Source organism: Sphingobacterium multivorum, assembly GCF_039511225.1.
In the GTDB taxonomy this organism is placed as follows: domain Bacteria; phylum Bacteroidota; class Bacteroidia; order Sphingobacteriales; family Sphingobacteriaceae; genus Sphingobacterium.
Map to the genome: position 1 here is coordinate 1,909,466 of NZ_CP154261.1, position 23,411 is coordinate 1,932,876.

Below are 23,411 nucleotides of genomic sequence, written 5' to 3' on the forward strand. Positions count from 1 at the left end.
AGTATTATATTTGGTAAAACCCTTAGCACACAATATGGAGGTACTTCATCATATTTTACAGATTGCATTAACCTATTATTGGATTCCCTTACTCATCCTTTATATTGGTGTAATCGGGACGATTTTGATCGAAAACCGTAATCCTTCCAAGACCATTGCCTGGATTATGGTCATTGTTTTCTTACCTGGCGTTGGTTTGCTCAGTTACTATTTCTTTGGTCAGAAGTTTAAGAAGGTCAAAAGGATGAAACGTGTGTATCGCGAGCAGTCCAAAAAGTTAATGGATGCCTGGCGTAAGGAATCCGAAATTATGGAGGAACATATCGATACGTTAAATGAGCGGATCGGTAGTTTGGCAATGGTATACCGCTACCTTAAAAATCAAAAGATCTCTACTTTTTCCCTCAACAACGATGTCACCCTGTTTATCAATGGGGAAGAAAAGTTTCCAGTACTTATAGATCGTCTTAAGGCTGCGCAGCATTCCATTCACATGGAATACTATATCTGGGAAATGGATGATGTAGGGCAGGAAATCTTACATATTCTAGAAGAAAAAGCAAAAGCTGGCGTAACTGTTCGCCTGATATTGGATAGTTTTGGTGCTCCGGATGTGATTAAATATTTACGGCGGCATAAACCCGATTTTGTGTTTCAAGCTTTCCTTCCGGTGACCTTTAGTTCCTTGGCGAATAGCAACTACCGAAATCACCGTAAGATAGCCGTGATCGATGGGAAAATCGGTTTTGTCGGCGGAATCAATATTTCAGATCGATATATCAATAACGGAAAAAATGAGATTTACTGGCGGGATACGGCGATGATGGTTGTCGGCGCAGCAGTAAATACCTTGCAAATCCAGTTTTGGAACAGCTGGAACCAGACAGATGCAGAACCGTTTGAATTGGGCCGCGGTTATTTAAACCGATTTCCACTTACCGATGAAGATGAGAGTGGAGTAGGATTTACAGCCAGTGATCCTGGGTCGCCAGCACCTTTCAATATGGAAGCAATTATTGCCGGTATCAACGAAGCAAAAGAATATATACAGTTGTGTACACCTTATTTTATTCCCAGCGATCAATTGACGACTGCTTTAATGCTCGCGGTATCTTCCGGTGTCCGGGTGGACTTGATGTTGCCGGCCCAGTCTGATTCGTTTTTTGTACAGCATGCCTCCTTCTCATTTATAAAACCACTACTGGAAAGAGGAGTTAATGTATACCTCTATACAAAGGGATTTCTACATGCCAAAACCATCTGCATTGATGGGAAGCTGGCCTATATCGGTACGACAAACTTGGATATCAGAAGTTTTTACATCAACTTTGAAATCTCGGGAATTGTATCGGATAAAGCGCTTTGCGACCGTCTTAATGCGCAATTTTTGGCTGATATCGAAGTTTCAGACCTGATTACAATTCGAAAGTGGATGCAGCGAAGCCGCTGGAAAAGAGGAGTAGATTCTATCTGTAGGCTTTTGGCTCCATTGCTCTAATTACTTTTAGCGCGTCGGAAATCGTCCCATGATTAGGTATAATAAATGTTAAAAATACCCCAATGCGGTTGGTCTTTGCTCAAAATTGAATATATTTAGCTATTCATTTTTTATTCTAAGACTTTCAATGAAGCACATAAAACTATTGACTTTATCGATAGGACTGTTAGGAATAGGGACCACTTATGCCCAGACTACACCTACATTGCCTATTAATACAATCGTAGAACGAGTTCAGAAATATTTTCAGGTTTACCCAGTTGAAAAGGTACATTTACATTTCGACAAGCCTTATTATGCGGTAGGGGATACTCTTTGGTTTTCAACCTATTTATCCCGCAATTTGGCCGAATATGAGCCGAGTAAAATAGCTTATGTGGAAGTGCTGAACAGTCGCGATTCCCTGATTCAGACACTAAAAATTCCATTGGATAAAGGGGTAGGAAATGGGCAGATTGTACTTGATCCTCAATTTATGTCTCAGGACAATTATCGCTTTAGGGCCTACACAAAATGGATGGCCAACTTTGATAATGCTTACTTTTTTAACAAAGTGGTGCCCATCGGGGATGTAATCAATAAGAAATTGATTACGAACATTGAATTTCAAAATAACATTGGTGGTAATAAAACCCAAGCTGTCATACAGTTCCGCGATCGTACGGGAAAACCGATGATCAATTCAAAAATCAATTGGGAGTTTGTGTCGGGATGGGAAACCTTCGACAAGGGCAAAGCTGAGACCGATGGGCTGGGGAAAGTAACCATAAACCTGTCTGCAAAAGAAAAGGCAAATCTGGAGAAAGGACAACTGAAGATTAGCATTCAGGAAAATAAAAATGAAAAACCTTTGTCCAGTTCCTTCTTGCTCAAAAATGCCTTGTGGGATGCAGATGTACAATTCTTTCCTGAAGGGGGTGATATTATCGCTGGATTGGCCAAAAAAGTTGCATTTAAAGCCGTTGGATCCGATGGTAAGGGGCTTAAGGTAAAAGGTAGTATTTTGGATTCAAAGGGCAAGTCGGTAGCAGAGTTTGCAGACTTTGGAACTGGAATGGGCTATTTTTCTCTTCTGCCGCTCGCAGGAGAAAATTATCAAGCTGTTGTGAAGTTTGAGAATGGACAGGAGCGCAAATACAAATTGCCGGCTGTTGTCAGTGACAAGGCAAATGTTGTTTTTGTAAAACAGGATGCCACGAATGCAGAGTTTGCCGTGGTCACTAGCGAGGAGAATTTTTCAAAGAACCAGGGGCAATCTTATTATGTTTTGGTTCAGTCGAATGGCCATCTCTGTTTTGGCGCACAGGTGAATTTAAAATCTTCGTCAGCATTGGTCAATATTCCGAAAGAGCGTTTGCCAAATGGTATTGTTCAGGTAACCTTATTGAGTCCGGACGGAAAACCTATCAGCGAACGCTTGGCATTTGTTCAAAGTGAAAAGCTTTTAAATATTCAAGTTACCAGCGATAAGCAAAGCTATAAGGCTAAAGACTTGGTCAATCTTAAACTTGCTGTGGACAACAATGGGCAGAAGTTCCCGGGAAGCTATTCAGTCGCTGTAATAGACGAATCCAAAGTTCCTTACAATGATCAGGCAGATCTCTCTATTGTGAGCAACTTTCTGTTGACTTCGGACCTGAAAGGAAATGTCGAAAACCCAAATTCATATTTCGATGAAAAGAATCCCAATCGGGATAAAGCGCTGGATGCACTATTAATGACACAGGGATACCGTCGATTTGACTACCCGACACTTATATCGGAGAAGTTGCCACAGATCAGTTTTCTTCCCGAGCAAGGAATTGAATTGTCCGGTATACTTCGGATGAATACTGGACGCCCTTATCCAAATGGAGGCTTACTTTTATCGGTTCCTTCGCGTAATATTAAGAAAGACGTTTATACGGATCAGAATGGACGATTCACCTTTAAGGATCTTGTGTTCCCGGACTCGTCTAAAGTAACGGTTAATGCCCGCTCTAACGACAATTACCGGAGCCTGGTTATTAATATGGATCAGAGCTTTTACCCGGAGATCGATAAGAATAATGGCTATAAGAGTTATTTTGTCCCGAATATAGACCAGGCTTTTGCTCCTTATTTGGCAAATAGCCGAAAAGAGTATCGAAAATCGATCCTTCTGGATGAGGTCGAGGTGACAGGCGTAGTGAAGAAAGCAATCACCAATAAAGATTTTCCATCTATTTCGGGCTTATCCATGCCGGAACACCGTATTGAGCCCGAGCGTTTGACCGGTTGTAACGTGTTGACCATGTGTCTTCAAACGGTATTGACTGGCATTACCTATGATCCGCAGACATTGAAATATTATGTTTCCCGCGATTATAATGCTGGGGGACGTACGCCTGTTCAGTTCTTTCTGAACGGTATGGCTATCGATGAGCCTGGATTGAACAGCATCAATGTCGCTGATATCGAAGGAATCGAAATCTTCTTACGTGATGAATTGGGAACAGTCTCCAGAATGTATCAAAATAATGGTGTTGTGTCCATTTATACGAAAAAAGTGGAAGCGAAGAAACCGCGAATGTCATTGAGTGAAATTGAGAGCATGTTGCCAAAATCAAATGTGATCGATATGTATCCTCTAGGTTATATTAAAGAACGCAAATTCTATGTTCCAAAATACGATACGCCGGAAAGAAAGACTGTAAACGATTTGAGAACGACCATTTACTGGAATCCGAAAGTCTCAATCACAGAGACGGGGGAAGCTGCCATTCAATTTTATAATGCCGATGGAAACGGAAATTACAAGGTCATCGTCGAGGGAATGGATCAAACAGGTAACATTGGCCGGAAGGTCATAAACTATGGTGTTCAGCCTTAAACCTTACCTATAGGAGTTCATGAAAAAAGAACGCTGTTTCCTTTGACTGAAAACAGCGTTCTTTTTTTGTTAAAAAAAACACCTCCTTGATGGGCAAGGAGGTGCTAACTAACCAATTATAAACCTAAATTATGAAAAGTATTTTGTCGCTATTAAAAGCGTTAATCTTCTTATTTATAAAGTATATTTCAAATCCTATGCCAAATAGCGTTTATGGTCCTTTTGGCAGATTTTAGTTAACTTTTTGGATCATTTACTTATTCAAGCCGAAATAACAGGGTCTACACCGTGGTTCATAGGCTTCTTTTTCACCCAAAAGCACGGTTTCCGTATCCTTGGTCAGGCGGTAGGAATAATTCGCTGGAGCGCCACATTGCATGCAAACCGCATGCACCTTCGTGACGTGTTCGGCTACTGCCATTAAATTGGGAATTGGACCAAATGGTTGCCCTTGAAAATCCATATCGAGACCGGCAACGATCACCCGGATACCACTATTTGCCAATTTGACACATACTTCTGTCAAACCGTCATCAAAAAATTGTGCTTCATCGATTCCGACAACTTGGGTCGATGAACTTAAGAGTAGGATCGCTGAAGAATGATCAACGGGAGTTGATGGGATGCTATTGCTATCGTGAGAAACGACCAACTTTTCATCATATCGCTTGTCAACCGCTGGTTTAAAGATTTCGACATTCAAACGTGCATATTGTGCTCGTTTTAGCCTGCGAATCAATTCTTCAGTCTTGCCCGAGAACATCGATCCACAGACAATTTCAATGCTACCATATTGTGCGGGGCGCAAAGCCAAATTATGTTCGGAAAAAAGCATTTGATTAATTTAATTTTGTCGGAAGGTCCGCAAATAAGGTGATTTTTGTAAAATGACCTCCCATTATATTCTGTTTTTGACACCGCTAATATCAGAATTAAATATTAAATTTGGGTAGCAAAAATTGGACGTAAATCCAAATATTTCTAAATCAAAGGATTGGGTTTTCCACTTTTTGATCGGTTGCAGGTGTAAGTGTTATAAATAATTAATTGGTGATTTCAAATAGAATTATGGGTACTAAAGAGGAAATTTTTAATACGATAGGCGATTTATTACAGGATTTAAATGGACAGTATCTGACCTTGTCGGAACAGAGAAGCTTGTCCGAAATTAACGAATTAGTAACACTGGAAGCGAAGGCACAGGCTGTGGCTGCCTACATAACTTTACTTAAGACCAAGGCCGTTCTTCAGGGAACTCAATCGCAGCATACGTTAAGTACTGCTGCCTTAGACAGTAAGAAGATTGCTTTCAACGACTATTTTACACCGCCTTCCACCCTTAGAACTTCAGCGCAGCAAGTTGTTGCTGAACCGACTGAAAGCGAGATTCAAGAAGCTCAACCAGTTGAAGATTTCAACCGTGGAAATGAAGAAGCCATTGTAGCAAATGAAGAAACCAGTGTGGAGGAAAACGAAGTCCCACTTGTTTCTGAACGTGAACCTGTAAAATTGGAAGAGCCAGAAACCTCATTTGTTTCTGAAAGTGAACCGATACAATCGGGAGAGCCTAGCCCTGCAATTGCTGAACCTGTCGCTCCGCCAGTTGTTGCAACGCCACCGGTTTTTGAAGCTGCTCCAGTGGAGGAATTAGCTTATCAGGCAGAAAAGGAAGTTACAGCGCAAGTTGAAGAACCTACTGTCTTCGTTACAGAAGTCATCGAAGAACCAAAAGAAGTCGTTATTGAGCAGCCGCAAGAAGTGTTTATTCAGGAAGACATCAATACGGTCATTGAGGAAGCTCCCGCGAGACCATTGACCTTAAATGAAATTATCTCTCAACAGAAGCAAGCCGGCGTGCAGAACCGTGTTTATCAGGTAAACCAATCTGCACATAGCGATAAGCTCACGGATATCAAAGCCGGGATAAGCTTAAATGATAAACTCTTATTTATTAAGGATTTGTTTAATGGGTATAGTTTAGCGTATAGTGAGGCTGTCGAATTATTGAATAGGTTTACAAGCTATGCGGAAGCGGATGCATTTTTGCAGACAAATTATGCGATTAAAAATAAATGGGCAGATAAACCGCATACCGTTGAAAAATTATACAACGTCCTGCGCAGAAGATACAACTAAAATTCTAAAGTATAAAAAAACAGCTCCCGTTCTACTGGAGCTGTTTTTTTATACCTATATTTTTGTTTTTTTAGCTTAGTTGAAATTGTAGCCAATCGTTTCCTTCATGACCATACACAAAATACTTTGGCTGAAGAATTTCGGCTAAGGATTCAAGTTCGCTCAAATAATTATATCCGGGAATCTGTGCAAATTGTTCATTGGTCATGATGAAGACCTGGTCAAGCTCGATAGCTTTGGATGATGCGATAGCTGCCGAATTCAACAATTGCGGGATTTGGATAAATGTCTGTTCCCCCTGGCCGATGACAATGATTTTATCGGCTTCATTTTCTGTTGTAACTGGAATACCACCGGCTATTTTTATGGCTTCCTGCAGATAGGCAGAACGGTTTATTTCAAGTGGCTGTATTTGGTCCAGTACCAATACCTTTGGCCTGTCAGTAGCCGAAATAAACTTAAGCTTATGGATGAGAATACTTGTTTCGTCTTCAATTTTTTCAACCAGTTCAACTGTTTTATCAATGGCATCGAGATCAGTCCCGATACGTTTGATATAGGAGATCATATCGTCGATGTCGACAAGTTGAGGGCGATCTGAAATTAATGTGTCGTAGGTTTCAGCTGGAATAGCTGCCGGATTTAGGTCCAACTGGTCCAAAATATGGGCGACTAGTTTTTCTTGATTGCTTTGCATGTTGCAAAAATACAAAACCTTCCTGACTTCGCAGACACCAAGAGCAATGAAAGCGAACTGAAGGTTCTTTCTGACCAATAAGATCAGACACTTTCAGAAAAAAAAGGGAAGCATTGGCGAAAGTAAATTAGCAATAGGAGGTATACACAGATTTTTGTAAATTGGCCTGAAATAAATGATATAAATATGTTTGACAAATTATTTCAAGCCCAGCAAAAGGCGGAGGAAATCAAGAAAAGATTGGATTCAATTTCTGTGTCTGGTGAAGTGGAAGGTGGTTTAATCCGTGTGGTAGCGACAGCAAACAAAGAGATAAAAGAGGTTACCATCGATCCTGTATTTTTATCAAACGCAGATAAGGAAGAATTGGAGGAGTTGCTTGTGGTTGCTCTGAATAAGGCAATTGCGCAAGCTGAGAATATCAGCCAGGCTGAAATGCAGGCGGCAAGTAAAGATATGTTGGGTGGACTAGGCGGACTAGGCGGATTATTTAATCAATAGCGATATTATCATGAAAGCAACTTATTACGGACAGTCTTGTGTAGAGTTTGATTTTGACGGAACGAAGGTTCTTTTAGATCCATTTGTTACCTATAATCCACTTGCAAAAGAAATCGATGTAAATACAATTAAACCGGATTATATCTTTTTAAGTCATGGACATCAAGACCATGTGGCCGATATGGCGACGATTCAAAAAAACAGCGATGCCACTGTATTAGCGATTGTTGAAACCGCAGGCTGGGTGAGAAGACAGGGAGTACCTGACGAAAAGGTGATCGAATTCAACTTGGGCGGAACAGTTCAACTGCCTTTTGGTTCGGTCAAGATGGTGTATGCTGCACATACCAATAGCACACCTGACGGTCAATACGGCGGGTTTCCTGTGGGATTTGTCTTCCATGTAAAAGGCAAAAAAATTTATTTTGCCGGCGATACCGCACTGACTATGGAAATGAAATTGCTGGCAGACATGAACCTGGATTGGGCATTTTTACCTATAGGTGGGCACTATACAATGGATGTGGATGATGCAATTAAAGCGGCTGAGTTTGTGAATTGTGCTCGGGTAGTTGGTATCCATTACGATTCATTTCCGCCAATAACGATCGATAAACAACAAGCTTTGGATAAATTCCAAAATGAGGATATTTCATTGTCATTGCCGAAAATCGGTGCGACATTTGAACTATAAACACTAAAACAAAGCCGAGCTTGCTCGGCTTTTTATTTTATCGTTTTCCTGATTATATACAGATCTGTGTTGTGTTCATTAAGACATGACAATCTTTATGAGATGACAATCTTTTTAAGATCTTCTAGGCTGAAAAGAGGGATATCGATGATTTTATTCTTCAGGATTTGTTCTTTGTTTTCTTCAAAATAGAACAGCTTCCATTCCCCATTTTTATATTCTAAACTACTGAGGTTTTCAATCCAATCTCCTGAGTTCATATACGTGCAGGTTCCTTTTCGGGTAATGACTTCTTTGATTTGAGGCTGGTGGATGTGTCCACAGATAACGAAATCGTAATTTTTTTCAATCGCTAGTTCAGTCGCTGTATGTTCAAAATCTGATATATACTTGACGGCCTTTTTAACGGAGTTTTTGATCTTTTTAGAAAGAGAATATTTCTCCTTACCCATTTTATCTAGGCAATAATTAATGATATTATTGAGCTGGATAAGTTTGTCGTAGCCCCATCCACCGAGTTTGGCCAACCATTTAGAATGATGAATGGACGCGTCGAAAACGTCTCCATGAAAGATCCACACTTTTTGATTATTGAGTGAAAGAAGGAGTTTATTGCTCAGCTTGATATTACCTAATTTTAGATCGGTAAACTTGCGCAACATTTCATCGTGGTTGCCCGTGATGTAATGTACTTCTGTCCCCGAAGAGCTCATGTCAATGATTTTTTTGATGACTTTGAGATGTTCTTGCGGAAAATAGCTTTTTTTAAATTGCCAAATGTCTACGATGTCTCCATTGAGTATCAGTATTTTGGGAGATACGGACTCTAGGTAAAGTAAAAGCTCTTTAGCTCTACTACCGTAAGTACCTAGGTGTAAATCTGAGATTACAAGTATATCAAGGCTTCTTTTCATTCGCAATAAATTTGTTTATTCATTTATGTCTACCAAGATGTCCTTTGTAGATTTTTTTTCTATACCTCTGTTGAGGACTATAGTTTACCTTTGCCGGATTGTCTGAAATGAATCGATCATAAACGACCTTTTTTACCGTTTTTGAAGTTATTCTAGGCCGCAATATTTCATTTAATCCATCTGTTAACTTCTATTACAAAAAAAAGATACTTTTATTTTGTACCGATGAAATTCCTGTTATTAAATCATTAAAATGTCTTGTAAAACGGTATGAGTTAGTTAATTGGAAATTAATATTAGTAGGAAATTTTCGGTACGGAGAATAATGGGAGGTTGGAGGACTGGGGTAAGAGCAATAAAAAAGGTATCCAATTTTATTGAATACCTTTCCTTATGTTAAAGATTAATTTTCTTTTTTTATTTGGCAGTTGCTGCTGCTCTATCGATGTGGAATTGTACTAAATCGTCGATAGGGGAGCGCAAGATCTTGCCTACTTTCATTCCATATTGCTCAGCTTTTTCAGCTAATACATTTCTGAAATTGTAACCAACCGAACCGATACAGTTGAAAGTATAGCTCTGATAATTAGGGTATTTGCTGACAAGGTTTCTGAAAAACGCTTCAAAAGCTTCATCAACGATATTGCGTGTATATTCGATATTTACATTGTTGTCATAGACAAATTTGCTAAAGCTCGCACAAAAACGATTTGGCATAGGTTTGGTATAAACCGCGTCCATAATTTCGTCTTTTGTCATTTTATACGTGTTATAGAATACTTCTTTAACATCTTTAGGCATCAAATTGCGAACATAATCTGCCAGTAATTTTTTACCGATATAACTACCAGAACCTTCATCACCTAAAATGTAAGCACCTGAGTCGATGTTTAATGTGATTTCTTTACCATCGTATAGACAAGAATTTGTTCCTGTTCCTAAGATCGCAGCAAATCCGGCTTGAGTTCCTAATAATGCTCTTGCTGCTGCAAGAAGATCGTGTCCTACTTCAACTTCAGCTGTAGTAAATACTTGTTTTAAAGCATCAACAACAATTTGTGCTTTTTCCTTGTTATGAACACCTGCACCATAATAGTTTACCTCTGAGATTTTTTCAAAAGGTAAATCTTGCGGTAGTCCTTTTTTTAGGGAGTTTACAATGTATTCACTATCAACAAAATAAGGGTTGTACCCTTCCGTGTTGAAGTAGATTTTTTTATTCGAATCGTCTAACAAACACCAGTTTGTTTTTGTTGATCCCCCGTCAGCAATGATTATCATTATTGAGTAGTTTTAATTGTGTTTATCGTTATAAAATGAGTAATCAATTCATTAATCAATTCCCCGAAAATACATTTTTTAATTTTAAATATCATAATTTATCCGCTTATTTTTCAAAAAATAAATTTTTGTACTTTGGTGACTATATAAAAAAACTGGCTTAACGGTGTTGTTAAGCCAGTTTTTGAGCTGTGTAATAAAATTGTTTAAATAGTGTACTATTTACAATTAGTGAGGGGTGTTAATGGCCTCCTTCAGCTTCTATTTCATCTATATTGATTCCTTGTTTTGTTAATATTCCCTTAACAAATATCGCAAAGAAAACGACATAACAGAATCCGATTAATGGTAAAATATACGAGTTATGTATACCGATAATATCCGCTAATTTTCCTTGAATTGGAGGAAGAACACCACCACCAAGAATCATCATTACAAGAAATGCAGAACCTTGAGCGGTATATTTTCCTAAACCTACAATGGACAAACTGAAAATTGAGGACCACATAATTGAACACGCAAGACCACCTGACAAGAAAGCATAGATTGCAATAGTGCCCGATGAGAATAGGCCAATTAACATCGCAATAATTCCAAATAATCCAAAAATAATCAATGTGCGAGCAGGTTTTTCTTTACTTAGGTAGAATGCTACAATTTGAAGAATAATACATACGACGTAATAATACAAATGTGACATCTCAAATCCTGCAAGCGTATTGACGCCGATGATAATGGAGAATGCAATCAGAGGAACGATAATCAATAATCCATTTTTAGTTGATTTACTCAAGTTAAATGCTGTAATAGCACCAGCCCAACGACCGATCATCATACTCCCCCAATACATGGATACATAAGGTGTAATTTGAGATGATTGCAAATGACCAAATTCCTTCAATGTTAATAATTCGCCGAGGTTACTACCGATAGCGACTTCGATACCGACATAGATAAAAAGCGCGAGCATACCCAAAGCCAATTGTGGATATTTCATCGCACCCCAACCTTCTGGATTTTTTTGCGCGCTCTTATTGGAGAACAATAAACCACCGATCACAACGACCAATGCTCCTGCCAACCATAACATGCGTTGCATTTCGAGTGGTTTGGCAACTTCTTTAATGTGCAGTTTGAGTTGGTCGATCTGAACCTGATCTGTTAAACTCGAAACCTGTTTGTGCAACTGTTCTACCTGCAAGGCCAAATCGCTCTTATAGCTTAAAAACACTGGCGTGAACATACCAAAAAGGAGGACGGTCATAATGATCAACGTACGTAAAGCTTTATTCGCTTTTTCCATTGGCTCATCACTAATTCCAGCAGGAACTTTTTTACTGAAATTAAATAATGCTGCAGCTAATAGGAATAATAGACCAACACCTATATAAAGATAAACAACCTTGTTTAGCGGAAGGTTGGCGATCTCGGAGTCAGAAATAGGCTCAAAAGTTCCGAATAAGGAAAACCCGATAACAAGAGGGCCTATTGTTGTACCAAATGAGTTGATACCACCGCCTAGGTTCACACGGGAAGCACCCGTTTTTGGATCGCCCAATAAAACCGCAAATGGATTTGCTGCAGTCTGTTGTAATGAAAAACCAAGGGCGACAACGAATAGTCCCAATAGCATACCAACATATAAGTTTACTTCGACAGCAACAATCATGGCTGCGGCACCCAAGGCCGAGAAAAGTAAACCGTAAACTATACTCTTTTTATATCCCCATTTTCCAACCAGGTCCTTTCCTCCGATTGAACTGAATATAAATAGTAACAATGCACCAATATAATAGGCTGTATAAAAAGCAAAGTCTATTAACTGGGATTGAAACTGGTCTAAATGAAAGTAATTTTTGCAGAACGGTATAAAAACACTGTTCCCTGCCGCAATGAACCCCCAAAAGAAAAACACAATAATCAATGTGTAGAGTGCGGGGTAATTGGTTTTAGTTTGTTGCTGTTCCATATAAGGGATCTAAAAACTTAATTTTGAAAGGTACGAACTTATGAAAAAAAATATAAAATTCAATCTAAAAATGTTGTTAAATCGTTTTACTAGCTACAATAGTAAATATTTTTTTTGAAATATTTTGAAATAACAAAATTTGTTTTTTTCTTTGTCTAGGTTCTCAATATTTAATCCACTTCGGGTTTAAAAGAAATCATTAAGTTCTTCATCTCACTTAATCATGGAAACTTGTTTAAGTGTGTAATCAGAATTCAGAAAAAAGCTCAAAAAAAAATCCAAAAATCATACACAACACATTAATGGATATTAACGAATTAAACGCTAAACTCGTATCGGAATTGCGCGAGATTGCTAAGTTGATCGGTATCGCAGATGCTGATAAATTGCGTAAACAAGAATTAATCGAAAGAATTAGCAATACTGGTGGGGAAGAGGAAGCAGCACCAGCGCCAGCTGAAAAAGCAGCTAAAGTAGAGGAAGATAATCAGGAACATGCTGAGCGTACACGTAAACGTGTGCGGACCGTAAAAACTGCGGAATCTGTCACGGTAAGAAAACGTGAAGTTTCTGAGCATGACGAAACCCCGGTTGCAACCGAAGATGCACCAGCAGCAGATAAAGGCCCCCAACCTGAAAAAGCAACACAAACTCCTAAAGCAGAAAACACTTCTTCAAGTACAGATTTCGATAATGTGATCGTTAATGAGGGTGTATTGGAGATCATGCCTGATGGTTATGGCTTCTTACGTTCATCAGATTATAACTATCTGACTTCTCCTGATGATATTTATGTATCACAATCTCAGATCAAATTATTTGGTTTGAAAACGGGAGATACGGTACGTGGTTGTATCCGTCCGCCTAAAGAAGGTGAAAAATACTTCCCTTTGGTACGGGTTGAGGCTATCAATGGACAAAATCCGGCTGAAGTACGCGATCGTGTGCCATTTGATTATTTGACACCATTATTCCCTGATGAGCGTTTAAATTTAGATATGGGTGTTGGAAATTACTCTACACGTATCATGGATTTATTTACGCCGATCGGTAAAGGTCAACGTGGATTAATCGTTGCTCAACCGAAAACGGGTAAAACAAACTTGTTGAAAGAGGTTGCAAATGCTATTGCAAAAAATCACCCAGAAGTTTATTTGATTATCTTATTAATCGATGAGCGTCCTGAGGAGGTTACTGATATGGCGAGAAGTGTACGCGCAGAAGTTGTTTCTTCGACATTTGATGAGCCGGCTGACCGTCACGTTAAAATTGCAAACATCGTGCTTGAGAAAGCTAAACGTATGGTAGAATGTGGACATGATGTCGTTATCTTGTTAGACTCGATTACAAGATTGGCACGTGCCTATAACACCGTGGCGCCTGCGTCAGGTAAAATTTTGTCAGGTGGTGTGGATGCGAATGCTTTACACAAGCCAAAACGTTTCTTTGGTGCTGCCCGGAATATTGAAAATGGTGGCTCATTGACGATCTTAGCAACAGCATTGACAGATACAGGTTCTAAAATGGACGAAGTTATCTTTGAGGAATTCAAAGGTACAGGTAATATGGAATTACAGTTGGATCGTAAGTTGGCAAACAAACGAATTTTCCCTGCGATCGATATCACTGCATCGAGTACACGTCGTGATGATCTATTGACTGACAAAGAAACATTACAACGTATTTGGGTACTTCGCAACCACTTATCGGATATGAATTCTACAGAGGCCATGGAATTTTTACAAGGTCAATTGCGTGGAACTAAATCAAATGAAGAATTTTTGATCAGTATGAATGGGTAATCCCATCAAATTTTGATATTTTAGCCATCATTTTTAATCAAATGATGGCTTTTTTTATAAAATAGATTCTGTACATGAAAAAACATATCCCAAATCTGCTGACCTGTCTAAATTTATTTAGTGGCTGTATCGCTGTATTGATGGCATTGCAAGGTAATATTCAAGTTGTCACTATTTGCGTATTTGCTTCCGGGATATTCGATTTTTTTGACGGAATGGTAGCGAGACTACTTCATGTTAAATCGCCAATAGGAAAGGAGCTGGATTCGTTGGCTGATATGGTCAGTTTTGGTTTTTTACCTGGGACAATCATGTTTACCTTGTTGACAAAGGTATTTCCTGATGGTTCTCTGTTGCCTTATTTAGGGTTTATCATTACTGTTTTCTCGGCTTTACGTTTAGCAAAGTTCAACCTGGATGAGCGCCAAACTTCGGATTTCATTGGTTTGAATACGCCAATGAATACATTTTATGTGCTTTCCCTACCTTATATCGCAGACAAATACCCGCAATTGGTTTTAAATCCGATTGTATTAATCTGTAGTGTTCTTTTAACCAGTTATCTTTTGATCAGTGAAATCAGGTTGTTTTCGATGAAATTTAGTTCAATGGATTGGAAAACGAATAAATTTCGCTTTATATTTTTGATCTTGACGCTGATCTTGTTTATTGCTGGTCAATTTATGGCTTTACCGATTATTTTAATTTTATATTTCCTATTATCAGCATTGCATTTTAATAAAAAAAACGATCTGGTTTAGATCGTTTTTTCATATTGTTCCAATTCAAATAGAAGCTCTTTCATTTCAATATCGATAACACCAAAAGTGGCCCGAAGACTGTCAAGAGATGCTTCGTTCTTTGAATTGGTCTCTAATTCCTCAAATTTTTCTTTTAGATGAAAGGCACCGATATAGTCCATGGTCGGCTTGATATGATGTGCAGCATCGCCAATCTTTTGAAGATCTCCCTCAGCCACTGCTTCGCGGAGCTTGTCGAAATCGACAGGTGTTTGAATAAGATACATGGATACAAATTGTTTGATTAAGTCTTGGTTGTCAAACATGTTTTGGTTGATCAGTTCAATATCGATATGGTTCATCGTCGCTAATTTTCTTTACAGGTAAGTCGTCTTTGCATTTATTCAATAAATATACGTTATTTTTTTTGTAAACGGGATGGATATAGGCTGGTGCTATTTCCACTAAAGGCTCCAGTGTAAACCTGCGATCAGCAATAAAAGGGTGTGGAATCTGCAACGAAGGCAGATCGATAATTTCCTGGTTAAAGTAGAGTATATCAATGTCAATGACTCTTTCACCCCATTTTTTTATACGGACACGTCCTAATTCCTGTTCGATGTGTTGTGTCAGGTTTAAGCATGCTAAGGGCTGTAACCGGGATGCCACTAAAACGACCTGATTTAAAAAGGGCGGTTGGTCTTCAACTCCCCAGGCTGCTGTTTCATAGATCGAAGAAGCTTCAATAATTGCTCCAACATGTGTTTCAAGTTGTTTTCTCGCTAGATCAAGCTGTTGAAAACGATCCCCAAGGTTAGTGCCCAATAGTATATAAATCTGATTCATGATGCTAAATTAAGATTTTGTGAAACTTAGTTGTTTGAATTTCGGCTATTTTTTGGATTTAGTGTATTAATGGTCTATGGATATGTAAATTTCTTTCAGGCTATGAGCCTTAATTTCGCGAATAAAATGTGGGGTAGATGAAATAAAAGACTGGGTGAATAAAAAATATTGCATTACCTTTAGTGAAAATAAGTCTTTTCACAGGAAGATCGATTATGGATCGGATTTAATTACAAAATATGAAATCATTTTTTAAGTACGTACTGGCAACAATTACGGGGATTGTGATCTCTTTTGTTGTGTTGTTTATTGTTTTGATGGGGATTATTGGGGCCATCATCAGCTCGGCATCCTCGGATCAGGAGATTGTTGTTAAAAGCAACTCGGTTTTATACCTATCCTTTGATTATGATATTTCAGAGAGAAGCGAAGCGAATCCTTTGGGTAGTCTCAATCTTCCAGGTTATTCCACTAAAAATATTGGTCTAGACGATATTTTGGCGAGGATCAAGTATGCGGCGACGGATGGGAATATTAAAGGGATCTATTTAGATGCTAGTCATATCGGAGTTGGCTTTGCAAGTTTAAAGGAAGTGAGAGACGAACTTTCGGCTTTTAAGAAAACCGGGAAATTTGTTGTTGCTTATAATGCGGGGTATGACCAAAAGGCCTATTATGTAGCGAGCACCGCCGATAAGGTGTACGTTAATCCGCAAGGGACGATTGATTTTAAAGGTTTGGCAAGTTCTACGATGTTCTATAAAGACCTTTTGGACAAGGTTGGGGTGGAGATGCAAATTGTGAAGGTAGGTACATTTAAAAGTGCTGTTGAGCCTTTCTTTTTAAATAAAATGAGTGATCCCAATCGCTTGCAGGTAACATCATATTTGGGAAGTATATACAGTACCTTTATTAATGAAATAGCAGCGAGCAGAAATATTGCTGCCGATTCATTACGGGCTATTGCGAATGACTATCGTGTCCGGGATGCGGACGACGCGGTAAAATATAAGCTTGCAGATGCCAAGTTGTATAAAGACGAACTTTTATCGGATTTGAGAAAACGTTTGAAAATTTCGGAAAAGGATGAGATATCGTTTGTTTCCCTGTTGGATTATAATAAAAAGTTAAAAGATGATGCGAGCGGATCTGAAGTCGCGGTTCTCTATGCTGCTGGAGAAATTGTCGATGGTGAGGGAACAGGACCTGGTCAAATCGGTGGTGATAAATTCTCCCGCGAACTACGAAAATTAAGAGAAGATGATGCTGTTAAAGCTGTTGTTTTGCGTGTGAATTCACCAGGTGGATCTGCTTTAGCGTCCGATATTATTTGGCGGGAGGTTATTTTGACCAAGAAAGTGAAACCCGTAATCGTGTCGATGGGAGATTTAGCTGCATCAGGTGGGTATTATATCTCGGCGGCAGCAGATTCGATATTTGCTGAACCAACTACAATTACAGGATCTATTGGTGTATTTGGTGTGATTCCTAATTTCCAAAATCTGATGAACAATAAAATTGGAGTGCATTATGATGGTGTAAAGACGGGTAAGTTTGCTGATTTGATGACTTCTTTCGATCGGCCGTTGACAGCAGAAGAAAGGGATATCATCCAGCGGGAAGTGGATAAAGTATATGGTACATTTACTAAAGTTGTTGCAGACGGCCGTAAATTATCCATTGCTGATGTAGATAGTATTGGGCAGGGAAGAGTTTGGACCGGTGCGCAAGGTGTGAATAATAAATTGGTTGACCGTCTCGGAAATTTGGATGCCGCTATTCAGGCTGCCGCTAAAAAGGCCAAATTGAGTAACTATAAAGTGTCCCAGTATCCGGAGAAAGAAGATCCTTTTACGTCAATATTGAATAATTCGAAAGAAAAAGTCCAAGTTTGGGTTGCGAAAGAGCAAATGGGCGAATATTATCGTTATTTTGATGTCGTGAGAAAAGCTACAGCACAGATGGGGGTGCAGGCGAGAATGCCTTATAGCGTTGAGATTCACTAGTAATTGATTCGTAAAGGAAGTTCAATCGCGGTATGGTTGTAGGTGATTATAATTTATAACGATGCGGGTAATTCTTACGTTGCGTGCGGAGAAGTTCGATCCAATGTACGGATTGCCATGAATAAATAATTATTTCTAATGAAAGCAAATGCTTTTTTTTATATTTAGCTGTTCGTTTGACAAAACGACCTAATCCCAAATCAATAAAGTTACAGAATGAAAACAGTAGACGATTTAAATTTTGCAGGTAAAAAAGCCTTGGTACGTGTGGATTTCAACGTGCCTTTGGATGAAAATTTCAATATTACGGATGATAATCGTATCCAGGGAGCGGCTCCAACAATAAAGAAGATCTTGAACGATGGTGGAAGCGTGATATTGATGTCCCATTTAGGAAGGCCAAAAGATGGTCCTACTGATAAGTATTCATTAAAACATATTGTTGCTCATCTTTCACAGGTTTTAGGCACTGATGTTCAGTTTGCCAATGATTGTATTGGCACAGAGGCCGTAGAAAAAGCGGCAGCTTTACAGGCTGGTCAGGTTTTATTGCTAGAAAACCTACGCTTCTATAAAGAAGAAGAAAAGGGAGATGTTGAATTTGCTGAGAAATTGTCAAAATTAGGTGATATCTATGTGAACGATGCTTTCGGTACAGCCCACAGAGCTCATGCTTCGACAGCAATTGTTGCGCAATTTTTTCCAGGAGCTAAATATAGCGGTTACTTGATGGCTGCAGAAGTCGGAAATGCAGAAAAAGTATTAAACAATCCGGTTAGACCATTTACGGCTATCATGGGTGGAGCAAAAGTTTCTGATAAAATTCAGTTAATTGAGGCTTTATTGGATAAAGTTGACAACCTTTTGATTGGTGGAGGTATGGCTTATACGTTCATCAAAGCTAGAGGCGGTGAGATTGGCCAGTCGTTGGTTGAAATCGATAAACTTGATTTAGCGAATGAGCTGGTAAAAAAAGCAAAGGAAAAAGGTGTAAACCTGGTTATTCCTATGGATGCTCAGATTGCAGATGCATTTTCTAACGATGCCAATGTATATGATGGACCAAATGATCAAATTCCCGCAAATTTGCAGGGGCTGGATATTGGTCAGGAGTCTGCAGCAAATTTCGCTGCGATCATCAAAAATTCTAAAACAGTTCTTTGGAATGGTCCAATGGGTGTTTTTGAATTTGATACCTTTGCGAAGGGTACCAAAGCTGTAGCTGATGCTGTTGTGGAAGCAACGAAGAATGGTGCATTCTCTTTGATAGGGGGTGGCGATTCAGCTGCTGCGGTAAGTAAATTTGGTATGACTGAAGATGTAAGTTACGTCAGTACAGGTGGTGGTGCGCTTTTGGAATACATGGAAGGAAAAGTTCTTCCAGGGGTGAAGGCACTTGAAGATTAATATAAAGCAAATCTTTAGAAAGGGACAACATAGGTTGTCCCTTTTTATTTAAAAAAGATCGGTGTTTTGTACGAAACTATGGATGTAATGTCAGATTAAATCAATTATCTGTTAAATGTTTGTGTAGCACTGGTGAGTTTTTATTGTATTTGCTAAATTTATCATGACATGGTTATATATGCAGATATTGATGGATGCTAATAAGAGTAAAGAAAAAGATAGTTTTGGTTTTTTTTCGGTACTGACGTATAATGTAGCGGGGTTGCCCGGGATTATTTCCTCTGCGATTACAGGAAGAAGTCGAAGTATTGCTGAAATTGGAAAGAAGATCAATCCTTTTGATATTGTTAATGTACAGGAGGATTTCAATTATAATAGAAGTTTATATTGGGGTGGAAATTTACATCCATATCGCACGAAAACCAAGGGGCGTGTTCCCTTTGGTGATGGTCTCAATACCCTGTCTCATTTTCCAATGACTGATGTTGTACGTGTTCCTTGGAAGAAACGTACAGGAGCAGATTTTCTAACACCGAAGGGATTTACCCTCGTTCAGATAGAAATCGTTCCTGAAGTCTGGTTGGATGTCTATAACGTTCATGCGAATGCACAAAATAGCAGGAAGGCATCAAGTGCACGTCGGGATAATCTCAATCAGCTACGTGATTATATCGGAGAGCATTCGGGCGGTAAGCCACTTATTGTAATGGGGGATTTTAATGCACATTATAGTTTTTGTGATGATAACCTGCATGATTTTATGGATTCCACAGCATTGGTTGATAGCTGGGTTGAGCTCGAAAATGGAGGCTTAGTGCCGGAGGTGCGACATGAGTTTAAGCCCCCGCATATGTTGTCTATCGGCAATCAGAGCGAATCTATCGATAAGATTCTTTATCGAAGCAGCAGTCACCTCAGTCTTGCTGCCCGGGATTATAAAATAGAAAATAATCTATTCACCAATGTCAAAGGGTTGCCCTTATCGGATCATTATGCCTTGGCACTGAATTTCAACTGGGCGATTCGTCCTTAAACAGTTCATCCTTAATAGGTATAGTTTAAACTGAATGTTGGAACTACACGTTGTGTTGTGGTGTTGTCATTGATATAGGTACCCTTAACAACAAATTCGAAATCCGGAAGTGGGTATCTAAAGGCATTGAAATCAAGCGAGAGATAGGCTCCAAAGCTTTTTGGTGAAATCTCCCTGTGTTTGTGTATATTTTGATAATCGGCAAATATTCCTCCTTTTACACGTTTTATATAGGCTAAAGATCCTAATCCAAGGTCGGGATAAGCTATGGGAAAACGATAGTTGACCAACACCGTGTTTTTTATTTTTTCATATTTGTAGTAGCTAAATCCACTCACAAGAGGGATATCGTTGATGTATTGATAGATTCCTGATCCTGTTTGGGCGCTCAATCTAATTTGAAAACCGTGATTGCTCATAAATCCAGGTAGATAGAATACTGTTCTTGCTGATAAAATTTCACCTTTTGCATTGTTTTCAAAGGGCGTATGTCGGTAGGTGACACTAAAATTTTGTCCCCATCTTGGGTAGAGGTCCATATTGGCCATTCGAGCATTTCGATTGAGGTAAAGCTGATAGGTCAATGGAAATGCAGTCTCGTAATTAAAGTTCTTGACGTCTGTTCTGCTAAGGTCATAGCGCCGTAGATAGGCTGTTGCCAGGTTGAATCCAGTGGAGTAGACGTAGTCTCTTTTGTAAAAGGAGAGTGGGATGGAGATCTGTGAAGATATATAATGCTCGCGCCAGTCGAAACGGATGCTACTGTCAGGTTTGTTAGGAATGCTTGCTGCTGCAATTTGCCCTCTGTTTTCATAGCGTAGCGAGAATTTTGGAAAGTACTTGTTGTAGGTAAGTTCTGCCGAGTATACTCCTTTTCGAATGTCGGTGTCATATTCATACCCCAGAGCAATTTGTGTGGTGTTTAAGATGTTGTTTGATAACCAGAAGACTCCGGGTTTAAAATTGTCGAAGCTTTCAAAATTGCTGCTACTTAGCGAAAGACTATGAAAATTGAACGTTCTGCCCAGTCCACGATAGGGAGCAATTTGGTAGTGCTGACTAGTATCTACGGAGACTGCAGCGATATTTTTTACGCTGTCTCTGGTCAATGCGGTGGCGTAATAATGCGAAAAGTAATCCGTTTCTGGAGCAATATCAAATGCGGTATCGATAGATGTCTGGGCGATCTTGTAGCCGTTGTACTGGTAGTCGTTGAAGAATAATTGCCTTGTATCGTTATCGTAAAAAGGGTTGAACGCGCCAAATTGTGCCTTTGTCAAAAGCTGTTTTTTTCCAGTTAAGAGGTCGATGCTGTAAATATTATCGATACCGTTGAAGTTAGCTTTTGTGATGATTTTCATACCTGAAAGGTATTGCGGTCTTTCATATTGCTGGTTGCCCCAAGGTGTTAGATTGGTGATTTTATCCTTGTTCAGGTCTATTTCACACAGTGCGGTTCCAGATTCGGATAATCGTATAGCTATTATTTTATCGCCTTGGGGGTTGAAAGCAGGGTGTTGGAGCTGTTCGGAATGGCCTATTTTTATCCGTTTGATGATGCTGTTGTTTTTAAGGCTTATGAGCGTTAGATAGCTGTCATTGGATAAATCTACCTCGACGCAGGCAATGGTTTCGTCTAATGGGCTTAAAATAGGTGAATAATATCTCGTCTGTTTGCTGAGCTGGTTAATTTTCCCTGTTTTGAGATCCATGATATTGATAACGCTGTATGTTCTTTTGTTGAAACGCGGATCTTTATGGAGCTCATCCCATACGATATAACTGCTGTTTACGTCAAAATGTGGCGTTAACTGTATGCCAGTTTTAACGAGCCTATTTTCTATTTTTGTTGCGACATCATACGTATAAATTGCATTGGTTTTTTGTGGGTTCTGCTTAATGAAATAGATCAGACCGTTCTTATGTTTTGGTAGTAAATTGCTGTTGTAATAGCTGTCGTTTTTCTTGTCTATTTCTGTGTATTTCTGGTATTGATAGTCGCTTGTTTTTTTATTCCATATAGCTTCTAAATTTGCTATTGTTTTGTTGTATAAATAGGCGCTATTTCCACCTATTTTTTCCTTTAAAACACGATTGATATTATAGGGATATAATGGTTTTTTGTTCAGCTCCACAAAGAGGTCGGCCTCATAATTCGCGGGTAATTCTGACTTTAAAGTGGAGGTCATCAGATAGCCGATTGTATAGTAACTTGGAACAATGTCTTTATAGGATCCCAGTAAATATTTATTGAAACTGTAGTGGCGATTAGATTGAAAGTTTGCTTTAACAGGCATTTCAAAAGCAGGCAATCTTCCTCTTCCGCCCTCCGAATATATGGTTTCAGTTAGGGTTGCATCGCCTTCGAAGTACCAGGAAGGAACGGTCAGCCCATAGTAGGCAAGGGCTAACTGTTCAAAAAATGGCGCGCGCAATTTTCCTGTCAATTTGTCAAATTGGCTTACATGTCTGGACTCGTGAAGGATCAAATTGGGGAGCCAGGTTTGGTTATCAGGTTCTGCTCCTGCGGTGCTGTATAGTTCAGATTTACGTGGAGACAACTGTACAAAACCGTTCGTTTGCAAATTTGTGTTATGGATAATGAATGGAATTTTTCGCGGTGTTATTTTGTAATTTCTAGCAGTTGTACGCAGCGATCGGTTAACCTGGTCGGCTAGGGTAGGGGCCTTGCCCTTCATCTCTGCGGGGAAAATTAATTGAAAATTCTTCGTTTCAATTTTATACCATTTTTGACTTAAGGGGGCTTGGCTGTCTTCAAAAAATTGAGCAGAACTTTTGTGTGAATATATTATTAATGACAATAATGATAATATGCTGATAATTAAGTTTTTATGTTTCATTAATTTCTATGTATCGGAGGTTTGCTATTTTTTTTAGTTTTATTATTGTTGTTTATATGAATTTTAAGTTCTTTTTAAAGTTTACTAGTTGTTGAATAATAGGGTTTTATGTTTTTTGTATTTCAGCTTTTTTTGTTATTTTTTCTTGAAGAAAAACCAGTCCCATTGAGCTGAG

At 39.0% G+C, this 23,411-nt stretch carries 18 protein-coding genes; 10 read left to right on the plus strand and 8 right to left on the minus strand.

The genetic code is table 11. The features are described 5' to 3' along the window. Positions 1-34: 34 nt before the first annotated feature. Together cls and AAH582_RS07825 are read left to right on the plus strand one after the other, a co-directional pair. A complete protein-coding gene (cls, locus tag AAH582_RS07820) occupies positions 35-1,498 on the plus strand; it encodes a cardiolipin synthase (RefSeq protein ID WP_046671891.1) in 1,464 nt (487 codons plus the stop codon). Between the two features lie 127 nt (positions 1,499-1,625). Beyond that, complete coding sequence (locus AAH582_RS07825; RefSeq protein WP_343321751.1) at positions 1,626-4,349, plus strand: carboxypeptidase regulatory-like domain-containing protein; 2,724 nt, start codon at positions 1,626-1,628, stop codon at positions 4,347-4,349. Positions 4,350-4,602: 253 nt separating this feature from the next. Here AAH582_RS07825 and AAH582_RS07830 read toward each other — a convergent pair whose 3' ends face one another. Beyond that, a complete protein-coding gene (locus AAH582_RS07830; protein ID WP_046671893.1) occupies positions 4,603-5,184 on the minus strand; it encodes a thymidine kinase in 582 nt (193 codons plus the stop codon). Between the two features lie 233 nt (positions 5,185-5,417). On the opposite strand from AAH582_RS07830, the gene AAH582_RS07835 reads away from it, so the two are divergent. Continuing rightward, positions 5,418-6,485 carry a hypothetical protein gene (locus AAH582_RS07835; protein ID WP_343321752.1) on the plus strand — a complete coding sequence of 356 codons (1,068 nt, stop codon included), beginning with the start codon at positions 5,418-5,420 and terminating at the stop codon, positions 6,483-6,485. A 70-nt stretch (positions 6,486-6,555) separates the two neighbouring features. On the opposite strand, the gene AAH582_RS07840 is transcribed toward AAH582_RS07835, so the two are convergent. Then, positions 6,556-7,182 carry a hypothetical protein gene (locus AAH582_RS07840; RefSeq protein WP_343321753.1) on the minus strand — a complete coding sequence of 209 codons (627 nt, stop codon included), beginning with the start codon at positions 7,180-7,182 and terminating at the stop codon, positions 6,556-6,558. A gap of 186 nt (positions 7,183-7,368) precedes the next feature. On the opposite strand from AAH582_RS07840, the gene AAH582_RS07845 reads away from it, so the two are divergent. Together AAH582_RS07845 and AAH582_RS07850 are read left to right on the plus strand one after the other, a co-directional pair. Continuing rightward, positions 7,369-7,683 carry a YbaB/EbfC family nucleoid-associated protein gene (locus AAH582_RS07845; RefSeq protein ID WP_046671896.1) on the plus strand — a complete coding sequence of 105 codons (315 nt, stop codon included), beginning with the start codon at positions 7,369-7,371 and terminating at the stop codon, positions 7,681-7,683. A gap of 10 nt (positions 7,684-7,693) precedes the next feature. Next, a complete protein-coding gene (locus AAH582_RS07850; protein ID WP_343321754.1) occupies positions 7,694-8,377 on the plus strand; it encodes a metal-dependent hydrolase in 684 nt (227 codons plus the stop codon). Between the two features lie 95 nt (positions 8,378-8,472). Here AAH582_RS07850 and AAH582_RS07855 read toward each other — a convergent pair whose 3' ends face one another. From AAH582_RS07855 to AAH582_RS07865, 3 genes are all read right to left on the minus strand, one after another. Beyond that, complete coding sequence (locus AAH582_RS07855; RefSeq protein ID WP_046671898.1) at positions 8,473-9,291, minus strand: UDP-2,3-diacylglucosamine diphosphatase; 819 nt, start codon at positions 9,289-9,291, stop codon at positions 8,473-8,475. Between the two features lie 417 nt (positions 9,292-9,708). After that, positions 9,709-10,572 carry an N-acetylglucosamine kinase gene (locus tag AAH582_RS07860; RefSeq protein WP_046671899.1) on the minus strand — a complete coding sequence of 288 codons (864 nt, stop codon included), beginning with the start codon at positions 10,570-10,572 and terminating at the stop codon, positions 9,709-9,711. A gap of 241 nt (positions 10,573-10,813) precedes the next feature. Then, entirely contained in the window at positions 10,814-12,541 is a 1,728-nt protein-coding gene (locus tag AAH582_RS07865; protein ID WP_286884105.1) for an MFS transporter, read from the minus strand. Between the two features lie 302 nt (positions 12,542-12,843). Here AAH582_RS07865 and rho point away from each other — a divergent pair, with 302 nt between their 5' ends. Together rho and pssA are read left to right on the plus strand one after the other, a co-directional pair. Then, on the plus strand, positions 12,844-14,343 hold the full coding sequence (gene rho / locus AAH582_RS07870; protein WP_343321755.1) for a transcription termination factor Rho: 1,500 nt from the start codon (positions 12,844-12,846) through the stop codon (positions 14,341-14,343). A 74-nt stretch (positions 14,344-14,417) separates the two neighbouring features. Then, complete coding sequence (pssA, locus tag AAH582_RS07875) at positions 14,418-15,104, plus strand: CDP-diacylglycerol--serine O-phosphatidyltransferase (protein ID WP_046671901.1); 687 nt, start codon at positions 14,418-14,420, stop codon at positions 15,102-15,104. Here the strand turns inward: pssA and AAH582_RS07880 are convergent. After that, positions 15,101-15,445 carry an Hpt domain-containing protein gene (locus tag AAH582_RS07880; RefSeq protein WP_286754268.1) on the minus strand — a complete coding sequence of 115 codons (345 nt, stop codon included), beginning with the start codon at positions 15,443-15,445 and terminating at the stop codon, positions 15,101-15,103. The genes pssA and AAH582_RS07880 overlap by 4 nt on opposite strands. Further along, positions 15,426-15,929, minus strand: coding sequence for a 2-amino-4-hydroxy-6-hydroxymethyldihydropteridine diphosphokinase (gene folK, locus AAH582_RS07885; RefSeq protein WP_046671902.1), 504 nt, complete (start codon positions 15,927-15,929; stop codon positions 15,426-15,428). The genes AAH582_RS07880 and folK overlap by 20 nt, the downstream gene beginning before the upstream one ends. A 239-nt stretch (positions 15,930-16,168) precedes the next feature. Between folK and sppA the strand changes: the two genes are divergently transcribed. The 3 genes from sppA to AAH582_RS07900 all read left to right on the plus strand — a co-directional run bounded on the left by sppA (position 16,169) and on the right by AAH582_RS07900 (position 20,375). Continuing rightward, positions 16,169-17,935: a signal peptide peptidase SppA gene (sppA, locus tag AAH582_RS07890; RefSeq protein ID WP_343321756.1), complete on the plus strand. Its 1,767-nt coding sequence runs from the start codon at positions 16,169-16,171 to the stop codon at positions 17,933-17,935. Between the two features lie 216 nt (positions 17,936-18,151). After that, entirely contained in the window at positions 18,152-19,342 is a 1,191-nt protein-coding gene (locus AAH582_RS07895) for a phosphoglycerate kinase (RefSeq protein ID WP_343321757.1), read from the plus strand. A gap of 163 nt (positions 19,343-19,505) precedes the next feature. Beyond that, entirely contained in the window at positions 19,506-20,375 is an 870-nt protein-coding gene (locus AAH582_RS07900) for an endonuclease/exonuclease/phosphatase family protein (protein ID WP_343321758.1), read from the plus strand. Positions 20,376-20,386: 11 nt separating this feature from the next. On the opposite strand, the gene AAH582_RS07905 is transcribed toward AAH582_RS07900, so the two are convergent. After that, positions 20,387-23,074 carry a hypothetical protein gene (locus tag AAH582_RS07905; protein WP_343321759.1) on the minus strand — a complete coding sequence of 896 codons (2,688 nt, stop codon included), beginning with the start codon at positions 23,072-23,074 and terminating at the stop codon, positions 20,387-20,389. Positions 23,075-23,411 lie beyond the last annotated feature (337 nt).

What these genes read in the sequence shown, in the direction of transcription:
- cls (WP_046671891.1), top strand. Translation starts at nt 35, where the DNA reads ATGGAGGTACTTCATCATATTTTACAGATTGCATTAACCTATTATTGG.
- AAH582_RS07825 (WP_343321751.1), top strand. Translation starts at nt 1,626, where the DNA reads ATGAAGCACATAAAACTATTGACTTTATCGATAGGACTGTTAGGAATA.
- AAH582_RS07830 (WP_046671893.1), bottom strand. Translation starts at nt 5,184, where the DNA reads ATGCTTTTTTCCGAACATAATTTGGCTTTGCGCCCCGCACAATATGGT.
- AAH582_RS07835 (WP_343321752.1), top strand. Translation starts at nt 5,418, where the DNA reads ATGGGTACTAAAGAGGAAATTTTTAATACGATAGGCGATTTATTACAG.
- AAH582_RS07840 (WP_343321753.1), bottom strand. Translation starts at nt 7,182, where the DNA reads ATGCAAAGCAATCAAGAAAAACTAGTCGCCCATATTTTGGACCAGTTG.
- AAH582_RS07845 (WP_046671896.1), top strand. Translation starts at nt 7,369, where the DNA reads ATGTTTGACAAATTATTTCAAGCCCAGCAAAAGGCGGAGGAAATCAAG.
- AAH582_RS07850 (WP_343321754.1), top strand. Translation starts at nt 7,694, where the DNA reads ATGAAAGCAACTTATTACGGACAGTCTTGTGTAGAGTTTGATTTTGAC.
- AAH582_RS07855 (WP_046671898.1), bottom strand. Translation starts at nt 9,291, where the DNA reads ATGAAAAGAAGCCTTGATATACTTGTAATCTCAGATTTACACCTAGGT.
- AAH582_RS07860 (WP_046671899.1), bottom strand. Translation starts at nt 10,572, where the DNA reads ATGATAATCATTGCTGACGGGGGATCAACAAAAACAAACTGGTGTTTG.
- AAH582_RS07865 (WP_286884105.1), bottom strand. Translation starts at nt 12,541, where the DNA reads ATGGAACAGCAACAAACTAAAACCAATTACCCCGCACTCTACACATTG.
- rho (WP_343321755.1), top strand. Translation starts at nt 12,844, where the DNA reads ATGGATATTAACGAATTAAACGCTAAACTCGTATCGGAATTGCGCGAG.
- pssA (WP_046671901.1), top strand. Translation starts at nt 14,418, where the DNA reads ATGAAAAAACATATCCCAAATCTGCTGACCTGTCTAAATTTATTTAGT.
- AAH582_RS07880 (WP_286754268.1), bottom strand. Translation starts at nt 15,445, where the DNA reads ATGAACCATATCGATATTGAACTGATCAACCAAAACATGTTTGACAAC.
- folK (WP_046671902.1), bottom strand. Translation starts at nt 15,929, where the DNA reads ATGAATCAGATTTATATACTATTGGGCACTAACCTTGGGGATCGTTTT.
- sppA (WP_343321756.1), top strand. Translation starts at nt 16,169, where the DNA reads ATGAAATCATTTTTTAAGTACGTACTGGCAACAATTACGGGGATTGTG.
- AAH582_RS07895 (WP_343321757.1), top strand. Translation starts at nt 18,152, where the DNA reads ATGAAAACAGTAGACGATTTAAATTTTGCAGGTAAAAAAGCCTTGGTA.
- AAH582_RS07900 (WP_343321758.1), top strand. Translation starts at nt 19,506, where the DNA reads ATGACATGGTTATATATGCAGATATTGATGGATGCTAATAAGAGTAAA.
- AAH582_RS07905 (WP_343321759.1), bottom strand. Translation starts at nt 23,074, where the DNA reads ATGAAGGGCAAGGCCCCTACCCTAGCCGACCAGGTTAACCGATCGCTG.